The following is a 9,073-nucleotide window of genomic DNA, read 5'->3' as shown; positions in this document are numbered from 1 at the left end:
TATCTCTTCCGCCCCGCACAGGACGCCGCCCTGCCGCTCGACATTTACGGCGTGCGCTACCCCAGGGAAGCACTGGCGACCCTCGCCCGCTACGGCGTCCGCTATCACGGCTGGGCCGCCAACGCAGCCGCCCCCGCCATCTTCGCCCGCCACCTCGCCACCGTCCATGTGCCGCGCCGCTATTATACCCAGCTATTGCCCGGCATCCCCACCATCCGCGTGTTCGAAGCGCTGGCCTGCGGCATCCCGCTCGTCTCCGCACCGTGGGAAGACAGCGAGCATCTGTTCCGGCCGGGGCAGGATTTCCTCTTCGCCCGCGACGGCGCGGAAATGACGCGCCACCTGCGCGCAATCAGCGCCGACCCCGCCCTGCGCGCATCGCTCGTCCAAAGCGGCCTGGAAACGGTCCGCGCCCGCCATAGCTGCGCCCACCGCGCGCAGGAACTGATGCGCATCGTCGAAACGCTGAACCCTGCCGCGCAGCCGCACCTTGCAAGGATCGTCGCATGAAGATCGCCTTTTACGGATCAAGTCTGCTTTCCTCCTACTGGAATGGAGCCGCGACTTATTATCGCGGCATCCTGCGCGAGCTTGCCGGTCGCGGGCACGACATCGTCTTCTATGAACCCGACGCCTTCGACCGCCAGCAGCATCGCGACATCGACCCGCCGGAATGGGCGCGGGTGGTGGTCTATGACGCCACGCCCGAAGCGCTGCTCCGCGTGATGGACGAAGCCGCCGATGCCGACGTGGTCGTGAAGGCCAGCGGCGTTGGCGTATTCGACGACGAACTGATCGAGGGCGTCATGCAGCGCGCGAAGCCCCACGCCCTGCGCATCTTCTGGGACGTGGACGCCGCCGCCACGCTGGACGAGATGCGCAGCGCGCCCGCTCATCCCATCCGCCGCGCCCTGCCGGACCTCGACATGGTGCTCACCTATGGCGGCGGCCAGCCGGTGGTCGATGCCTATCGCGGCTTCGGCGCGCGAGAGTGCATTCCCATCTACAATGCGCTCGACCCCACCACCCATCATCCGGTGGAGCCCGATCCGCGCTTCGCCTGCGACCTCGCCTTCCTCGGCAATCGCCTGCCCGACCGCGAAGCGCGGGTGGAGGAATTCTTCCTCAAGGCCGCCGCCCTGTCGCCCGAAAAGTCCTTCCTGATCGGCGGCAATGGCTGGGACAGCAAGGCCATGCCCGCCAATGTCCGCCATCGCGGCCATGTCTATACGGCCGAACATAATGCCTTCAATTGCAGCCCGCTCGCCGTGCTGAACGTGGCGCGGGACAGCATGGCGCATATCGGCTTTTCGCCCGCCACCCGCGTGTTCGAAGCGGCAGGCGCCGCCGCCTGCCTCATCACCGACGCGTGGGAGGGGATAGAGCTGTTCCTGAAGCCCGATGAGGAAGTGCTGGTCGCGCGCGACGGGCAGGATGTCGCCGCGCATCTCGCCGCCCTGACCCCCGGCCGCGCGCGGTCGATCGGGCAGGCCGCGCTCGCCCGCGTCCGCGCCGAACATAGCTATGCGCTGCGCGGGGAGCAGGTGGATCAAATCCTGCGCGACCGTTCAGCCAGCATCACCCACCGGCAACAGCAGATGGAGAGAGCATGAAACTCGTCGTCCTGGGGCTCAGCCTGTCCTCCTCCTGGGGCAATGGCCACGCCACCACCTTCCGCGCGCTGCTGTCCTCCTTCGCCGCGCGCGGCCATGACATATTGTTCCTGGAGCGCGATGTGCCCTGGTATGCCAGCCAGCGCGATATCGCCGACCCGGATTATTGCAGCCTTGAATTTTACGGCAGCGTGGACGAACTCGATCGCTGGCGCGGCGAGATCGCATCGGCGGATGCCGTCATGGTCGGCTCCTATGTGCCTGACGGCGTCGCGGTCGGCGCATATGTCCAGCGTCATGCTGGCGGCGTCACCGCCTTCTACGATATCGACACGCCCGTCACCCTCGCCAAGCTGCGCCAGGGGGAGTGCGACTATCTGTCGGCCGATCTGATCCCCGGCTATGATGTCTATTGCTCCTTCACGGGCGGACCGACGCTGGATCTGTTGCAGCGCGAATATGGGTCGCCGATGGCGCGGCCGCTCTACTGCTCGGTCGACGCCGGCGCCTATCAGCCGCTGGACGTGCCGAAGCGCTGGGACCTGTCCTACCTCGGGACCTACAGCCCGGACCGCCAGCCGACGCTGGAAAAGCTGCTGATCGAACCCGCGCGGCTGCTGCCGGAAAAGCGGTTCGTCGTCGCTGGCGCGCAATATCCCGATGACATCGACTGGCCCGCCAATGTCGAGCGGATCGAGCATCTGCCGCCGCGGGACCATGCCGAATTCTATTCCGCGTCCCGTTATACGCTGAACGTCACCCGCGCCGACATGATCGAGGCGGGTTGGTCCCCCTCGGTCCGCCTCTTCGAAGCCGGAGCCTGCGCAACGCCGGTCATTTCCGACGTCTGGCCGGGCCTTGGCGATTTGCTGGAACCGAACCGCGAGATCCTGTTCGCCTGGAACCGCGAACAGGTGATCGTCGCGCTGGACGAGGACCGCTCATGCATAGGGCATGCGGCGCGCAGCCGCATCCTTGCCCAGCACACCTCGCGAAGCCGCGCGGCGGAACTGGAAGCCTGCCTGTCGGACGCCGCCGCGATGCGCGCGGACGATGCGATGGCGGCGGCGGAATGACATCTGACGATAAGGATAAAAGGCTGATGAGAAAGTCAAAGTCGCACATAGCCTTGGTCGCGGGGGGAGCCGGGTTCATCGGGTCCCACCTGTGCCGCGCCCTGCTGGATCAGGGGCATGAGGTGATCTGCCTCGACAGCCTCCAGACCGCGCGCGAAGTCAATCTCGACATGCTGGAGGGACATCGCAACTTCACCTTCGTGCGCGCGGACATCGTCGATCCACTGCCCGATGCCGTAACTCGCAGGCGCGACATCAGCCGCATCTACAATCTCGCCTGCGCCGCATCGCCGCCGCAATATCAGGCCGATCCCGAACATACGATGCTGACCAGCGTCGTCGGCACCGACCGCCTGCTGCGCCTTGCCGAACAGAATGGCGCGCGCTTCCTGCTGACCTCCACCAGCGAAGTCTATGGCGATCCCGAAGCGCATCCGCAGCAGGAGGATTATCGCGGCTGGGTGAACTGCACCGGCCCACGCGCCTGCTATGACGAAGGGAAGCGCGCGGCCGAAGCCATGGCGTTCGACTTCGCGCGCCTTGGCCGGGCGGACGTGCGCGTTGCGCGCATCTTCAACACCTATGGCCCGAACATGCACCCCGATGACGGCCGCGTGATATCCAACCTTGTCTGCCAGGCGCTGTCGGGGGAAGACATCACCATCTACGGCGACGGATCGCAGACGCGCAGCTTCTGCTATGTATCGGACATGGTCGATGGCCTCATGCGCCTGATGGAAAGCGACATGCCCGACCTCCAGCCGGTCAACCTCGGCAATCCCGACGAATATACGATCATGGAGCTGCTGGAGGAAGTCCTTGCCCAGACCGGCGCGGCCTCCCGCGTCATCCACCTGCCGCTCCCCGTGGACGATCCGCGCCGCCGCCGCCCCGACATCCGCCGCGCGCAGACGCTGCTCGGCTGGAAACCGAAAATCCCGTTGCAGCAGGGACTGGCCCTCACCTGCGCCTTCTTCGCCAAGGAGCTGTACGCGGGGTCGGCGGAAACCTTCGCCTCACAGGCTGCGCTGTCTGTCGCTGCGCCCGGCGCCAGCATAGCAGCGGAATAACGCCACCCCACCCGTTCGGGCTGAGCGTGTAGAAGCCCCCGCCCTGAGCGAAGTCGAAGGCAGGACGCCTCAACTTCACTCAGGGCAAACGGCGGTGAGGCGGCTTGCTTACGAAGGGTGATCCCGCCAGCAGGAACCGCCAGGGCGTCTGCGTCCCTACGCTGATGCCGATGCGCCGGTCAGGCACGACCGTCTCCGTCCCCTTAGCTGCGCTTAACCCGAATGGCGGCTGATCAAGGGGAAGGCGGTTGAACGTCCCATCGACCCCCAGCGCCTGGGCCAGCTTCCCCGGCCCGGAACATAGCCGCCGCACATCGCCCGTTCCCCGCCGCGCCGCCATTTCCTCCACCCCGGCCCTTGGCTCCAGCGCCCGGATCAGCACCGCGCTGCCCGGCGCGCAGACGAAGTTGAGGCACCAGTGCAGCCCGTAGATGCGATAGACATAGGCGTGGCCGGGCGGCCCGAACATTGCGGCGTTCCGCTTTGTCGGCCCGCCAAAGCTGTGCGATGCCGGATCGGCGGCGTCATAGGCTTCCGTCTCCACGATCATCCCGCCGCAGCCGTCCACCATTACCATCGCGCCGATCAGGGCGGGCGCGACCTCCTCCGCCGGACGCGCGAAGAAGCTGCTGGTGAGTGTGATTCCGGTCATCGCCCTCTGCTCATTCTTTGTCCCGCTGATGGTTTCGGGTCCGGGGAAAAGCTCCCCTCATTATCATCTCTGTGGCGTGAGTAATTCAGGTTAGCCGCCACGCTTCATGACTGGAACCGGCGGCGGCTGGATCGCTTGAAAAAGGCTCTGGAAGTCGCGGAGTCAGACATGATCGCTCGCCACAATGGCCGAACCATGGGCCGCTTTCTCGCCGGTCTGGCGATCGTTCTGGCGGGGCTCTGGATCATCGTCCTGCGCCTGTTGCTGGACGGCGATGCGATAACGCCCCCGCTGCTGCTGGCGAGCATCGCCTGCATCGCCGCCGCGACTGCCCTGGGCGGACTGCTGTGCGCGGGAAGCCGTCATCTTGGCCGGAATATGAGGAGAAGAACGGATGTTCATGCATAACAAGCGATTGCAATATACGGTGCGCGTGTCGGAACCCAACCCCGCGCTCGGCTCCCTGCTGCTGGAACAATTTGGCGGACCGGACGGCGAACTGGCCGCCGCCATGCGCTATTTCACCCAGGGCATTGCGGAGGAGGATGCGGGCCGCAAGGACATGCTGCTCGACATCGCCACCGAGGAACTCAGCCACCTGGAAGTGATCGGATCGATCGTGGCGATGCTGAACAAGGGCGCGAAGGGATCTCTCAGCGAAGCCTCGCTGGAAGAGGCCGACCTCTATATGTCCCTCAACGCGGGCGGCGACAGCCATACCCAGTCCATCCTCTATGGCGGCGGACCCGCGCTCACCAACTCGTCGGGCGTGCCATGGACCGCCGCCTATGTCGACAGCCGGGGCGATCCGACCTGCGATCTGCGGTCCAACATCGCGGCGGAAAGCCGGGCCAAGATCATCTATGAACGGCTGATCAACATCACTGACGATCCGGGCATCAAGGATGCGCTGGGTTTCCTGATGACCCGTGAAGTGGCGCACCAGAAAAGCTTCGAAAAGGCGCTCTATTCGATTCAGGACAATTTCCCTCCCGGCAAGCTGCCCGGCCTCAGCGCCTATGCCAACCTCTATGTCAACACCTCGCAGGGTGAAGGCGATACGACGGGGCCGTGGAACAGCGGCGAACAATGGGAACGGATGGACGATATCGAAGGCAATCTGCCGCTCGATGGCGGCGACGGCCTCGCGAGCGTGCAGCTTGGCGAGCAGGAGATGAAGGATTATACCGCCATGACCGCGCGGCTTGCATCCGATCCTGACGCCAGCCCGACGACGGGCGCTGATCTGGGCGCGGGTCCCGGTGCTGGCAAGCTGTCGGACGAGGATCAGGGCGGCGCGTCGGACATGGACGAGGCAAAGGCCATGGCCCGCGCGCAAACCCCTGAAGTGGAGGAGCGATGAGGCGAGGCTGCTCAAGCGCTATGGGGCCTGAGGCTTGACCCTGACGCCTGCGCTGGCGGGCGCTCTGGGCAGCCTGCTGGCGGGCCTCGCGACAGCGCTGGGGGCGCTGCCCATGCTGGGCATCGGCCGCTCGGCGCAGCGCCACCAGGGCGTGCTGCTGGGATTTGCGGCGGGCGTCATGCTCGCCGCATCCTTCTTTTCGCTGATCATCCCGGCGCTCCATCATCTGGAGGCTCAAGGAGCAGGGTCATGGCGTTCCGCTCTCATCTCCGCCGGGTCTGTCGCCTTGGGCGCGGCCGTCATCATGGCGCTCGCCCGCTTCTTCCCCGCGCCCGATGCGCCCGTCGCCCCCTCTTCCTCCTGGCTGATGAGCGAGCAGTCCATCTGGCTGTTCGTCGCCGCGATCACGCTGCACAATGTGCCCGAAGGCATGGCGGTCGGCGTCAGCTTCGCAGGCGGGGGTTATGCGGAAGGCAGCACGACCGCGCTTGGCATCGGCATCCAGAACATACCGGAAGGCTTCGCGGTCAACTGCGCGCTGGCGCTGCGCTATTCCCCGGCGGTGTCCTTCTGGGGCGCGGTGGCTTCGGGCCTTGTGGAGCCGGTCGCGGGCACCATCGGCGCGCTGCTGGTGGCGCAGTTCCAGCCGCTTCTGCCCTGGGCGCTCTGCATCGCTGCGGGCGCGATGATTTCCGTCACCATGAGCCAGATCGTCCCGGCGCTCGCGCACGAGCGGTCGAACCGGGCGCAGATCAGCCTGATCGCCGGGCTGTGCCTGATGATGGTGCTCGATCTCGCGCTGGCATGAGCGCGAGGAAAGGCTCGCCCAACCGCTTCCAAGCAGAGGAGAATGCAAGATGATCGTTCGAACCATGCTGCTGATGTGCACGCTCGGCGCTGCCGCCTGCTCGCAGGATCAGGGCAGCCAGAATGATGCGATGGTGAATTCAGCCGCGATCAACCGGATGGACGATGCGCCCGGCAATATGAGTTCGGCCCCGGCGCCGGTCAGCGGATCGGGCCAAGTGCCGCCCAACGCGCCGATGAACGGCGCAGGCGGCAATGCCATGGGCGGGGCGATGGGAAATGATCAGGCTGGCAATGCCAGCGCGCCTTGAAGGGTAAGGTGAAGCGCGGCGTGTTCCTGCGCGGGAGCACGTCGCGCTTCATCCTGATCAGCAAAGGCCCACGCGCCGCCTCAGGTCCCCGACTTCGCCTTGTTGGCAGGCGTCCCGAACCTGGCATCGAGCGCCGCGGCTTCCTCGCGATGGTGCCCGACTATCTTCGCCGTCGACTGCGCCAATGTCTTGAGCGCCGCATAATCGCCGCGTGACGCATAGCTGCTGTGCAGGTTGAAAGCCTCCTGATGGGCCGCCGCCTGCTGCCCGATATATTGCGCGTCGAACTCGGCGTCGCCCGCTGATTTGAGGTTGGACAGCATGGCGTTGCGGCGCGCGTCCATATTCTTCGGGATGGCGATGTTCACCGGGTTGTCAGCCACGAACTGCCGCAGGGCCGCGCTCGTCTTCTTGTGATCCTCGATCATCTGGCGGGCGAAGGCCTTCACCTCCGGCGCGCGGGCGCGCACCAGCGCCAGTTCGCTCGACTGAATCTCGTACATATCGCCGATCGCCGCCTGCGGGATGTAGAAGGTCGTCGTCACCGCGTCATTCGGGCTGGATACGCCTTCGGGCTTTGGCCCTTCATAATGGCGCGCGACCGTGGCGCTGCCATTGGCCAGCTCGTCCTGGCCGGAAACGCCGCTCGTCTGGTTGCATGCGGCCAGCGGCGCCAGCACCATCGCGGCGCAAATGAGGCTGCGGTTCACGCTCATGGCTGGGTTCCTTCCCCGCCGGTGCCGGGCGCGCCGATGCCGGGCATGCTGTTGGAAGCGCCGGTATCGCCCGCGGCATTGATCGCCTGCTGCTGGTTGGTGCCGCCGGGCACGCGGCCATTTTCCTGGTTCGCCGCAGGGCTGCATGCGCCCAGCAGGGCGAGCGCGGCCAATGCGGTGGCGCAGGACGCTATGATGGAAGGGCGGGAGCGAAATGTCATGCCGGTCTCCATATGGTGGGACAAGGCAGAACGCTTGCCCCTCCACACGGTCGCACCGGGCAGGGCAACCCACATTAGCGCAGGGGCGCTTTTCCGCGCCCGCCCCTGCCTCAGACGGCCGTGCCCATCAGATAATGGCCGCGAAGCCGCTCCACCGTCGCGTCGCTGATGCCCAGCCCCTGCGCGATATAGGCGTCGAACGACCCATGGCGCTTCTCCACCTCGGCAAAGGCGGCCTCCAGATAGCTGGCCCGCACGGTGAGCACGGGCTCAAGGAAGGCGGGGTCCAGGGAACTGCCCGATTTCGACAGCGCGGCCATCGCCGCCGCATTCTTCGCCTTCAGGAACCGGTTGCTGGCGAGATAGTCGGCCATCACCGTTTCCCTCGGCACGCCCAGCAGGGTGAGGATGACGGCGCTGGCCCAGCCGGTGCGGTCCTTGCCCGCCGTGCAGTGATACAGCATCGGCGCTTGCTGCGCCGCCAGCCGGTCCAGCATCTGCGCATAGGCGCGGCGGGCGCTGGGCAGGGACACGAAATCCCGGTTGGCCTCCGTCAGCAGCTCGACGCCCTTGCCCGAAGAGATGGCGGTCATCGCCTTGCGCATGTCGCCGCCCAGCGATCCTTCGCCGTCGCCCGCGACATCCAGCACCAGCGACGGCGTGGCCGGTGGCAAGCGGTCTGGCTCCCGCGCTCGCTCACTCTGTGTGCGCAGATCGACCACAAGCTGAAGGCCAAGCTGCGACATTTTCGACAGGTCCGCGTCGCTCACCCGGTCGAGCTGGTCGGAACGATAGAGCAGCCCCATCTTTACCCAGCGTCCATCCGCCGTGCGATAACCGCCAATGTCGCGCAGATTGGCGATGCTGGGCAGGTGAAGCGCCCGGTCGGCGATGACCAGCGGCGCGCCGCTGTCCGGCACCAGCGTGAAGAAGGGCCGCTGGTCCGGGGCAAGCCCCTTGACGATGATGCGCCCCGATCCGGCGCCCTCACCAGCGGGCTTTCCTGTCAGGACCGGCGCTGGACCGGTCCCGGCATAGACGGTGACGCGCTGCACGCCATCGGCCTGCCATTCAAGCTGGAAATCATCGCCGCCGTCCATCTTCGCGACGACGGCCGAGCGGAAGGGGATCGCGCCGCTTCGGGCGCGATATGCAGGCGTGGCGCATCCCGTCAGGCCCGCGACCGACGTCAGAAAAGCCGTGGAAACAAAGGTCCGACGGTCAAGCGAAAGCATCGTCATTTA

General features: G+C 66.1%; 12 protein-coding genes. 8 read left to right on the top strand and 4 right to left on the bottom strand.

What is annotated here, in order from left to right; all coding sequences use genetic code 11:
• The 4 genes from L288_RS30800 to L288_RS30785 all read left to right on the top strand — a co-directional run.
• Window positions 1-510: glycosyltransferase family protein (locus L288_RS30800; RefSeq protein WP_021238053.1), on the top strand; the 510-nt coding region annotated here is incomplete at its 5' end.
• A complete protein-coding gene (locus L288_RS30795; RefSeq protein ID WP_021238052.1) occupies window positions 507-1,613 on the top strand; it encodes a CgeB family protein in 1,107 nt (368 codons plus the stop codon). The genes L288_RS30800 and L288_RS30795, both read left to right, overlap by 4 nt.
• The gene (locus L288_RS30790; RefSeq protein ID WP_021238051.1) at window positions 1,610-2,689 is read left to right on the top strand and encodes a CgeB family protein; all 1,080 of its coding nucleotides are present in this window, start codon (window positions 1,610-1,612) and stop codon (window positions 2,687-2,689) included. Before L288_RS30795 ends, L288_RS30790 begins: the two co-directional genes overlap by 4 nt.
• Window positions 2,690-2,715: 26 nt before the next feature.
• Window positions 2,716-3,759, top strand: a complete 1,044-nt coding sequence (locus L288_RS30785) for an NAD-dependent epimerase/dehydratase family protein (RefSeq protein WP_021238050.1) — start codon at window positions 2,716-2,718, stop codon at window positions 3,757-3,759.
• 79 nt (window positions 3,760-3,838) lie between these two features.
• Here L288_RS30785 and L288_RS30780 read toward each other — a convergent pair whose 3' ends face one another.
• Window positions 3,839-4,411 (bottom strand): DNA-3-methyladenine glycosylase, encoded by a 573-nt coding sequence (locus L288_RS30780; RefSeq protein WP_021238049.1) that lies wholly within the window; start codon window positions 4,409-4,411, stop codon window positions 3,839-3,841.
• Window positions 4,412-4,579: 168 nt separating this feature from the next.
• On the opposite strand from L288_RS30780, the gene L288_RS30775 reads away from it, so the two are divergent.
• Genes L288_RS30775 through L288_RS0121505 form a run of 4 tightly spaced genes read left to right on the top strand, consistent with a single transcriptional unit; the run spans window position 4,580 to window position 6,892 of the window.
• Entirely contained in the window at window positions 4,580-4,819 is a 240-nt protein-coding gene (locus tag L288_RS30775) for a hypothetical protein (protein WP_152522055.1), read from the top strand.
• On the top strand, window positions 4,806-5,774 hold the full coding sequence (locus L288_RS30770) for a manganese catalase family protein (RefSeq protein WP_021238047.1): 969 nt from the start codon (window positions 4,806-4,808) through the stop codon (window positions 5,772-5,774). The genes L288_RS30775 and L288_RS30770 overlap by 14 nt, the downstream gene beginning before the upstream one ends.
• 34 nt (window positions 5,775-5,808) lie before the next feature.
• Entirely contained in the window at window positions 5,809-6,582 is a 774-nt protein-coding gene (locus L288_RS30765; RefSeq protein WP_021238046.1) for a ZIP family metal transporter, read from the top strand.
• A gap of 49 nt (window positions 6,583-6,631) precedes the next feature.
• Window positions 6,632-6,892 carry a hypothetical protein gene (locus tag L288_RS0121505; protein WP_021238045.1) on the top strand — a complete coding sequence of 87 codons (261 nt, stop codon included), beginning with the start codon at window positions 6,632-6,634 and terminating at the stop codon, window positions 6,890-6,892.
• Between the two features lie 80 nt (window positions 6,893-6,972).
• On the opposite strand, the gene L288_RS30760 is transcribed toward L288_RS0121505, so the two are convergent.
• From L288_RS30760 to L288_RS30750, 3 genes are all read right to left on the bottom strand, one after another.
• Complete coding sequence (locus tag L288_RS30760) at window positions 6,973-7,608, bottom strand: DUF4142 domain-containing protein (RefSeq protein WP_021238044.1); 636 nt, start codon at window positions 7,606-7,608, stop codon at window positions 6,973-6,975.
• On the bottom strand, window positions 7,605-7,829 hold the full coding sequence (locus L288_RS30755; RefSeq protein WP_051209637.1) for a hypothetical protein: 225 nt from the start codon (window positions 7,827-7,829) through the stop codon (window positions 7,605-7,607). Before L288_RS30755 ends, L288_RS30760 begins: the two co-directional genes overlap by 4 nt.
• Before the next feature lie 110 nt (window positions 7,830-7,939).
• Entirely contained in the window at window positions 7,940-9,070 is a 1,131-nt protein-coding gene (locus L288_RS30750; RefSeq protein WP_021238042.1) for a tyrosine-protein phosphatase, read from the bottom strand.
• Between the last annotated feature and the right edge of the window lie 3 nt (window positions 9,071-9,073).

This window comes from Sphingobium quisquiliarum P25, assembly GCF_000445065.1.
Classification (GTDB): Bacteria; Pseudomonadota; Alphaproteobacteria; order Sphingomonadales; family Sphingomonadaceae; genus Sphingobium; species Sphingobium quisquiliarum.
This window is presented reverse-complemented; position numbering and strand designations above follow the sequence as displayed.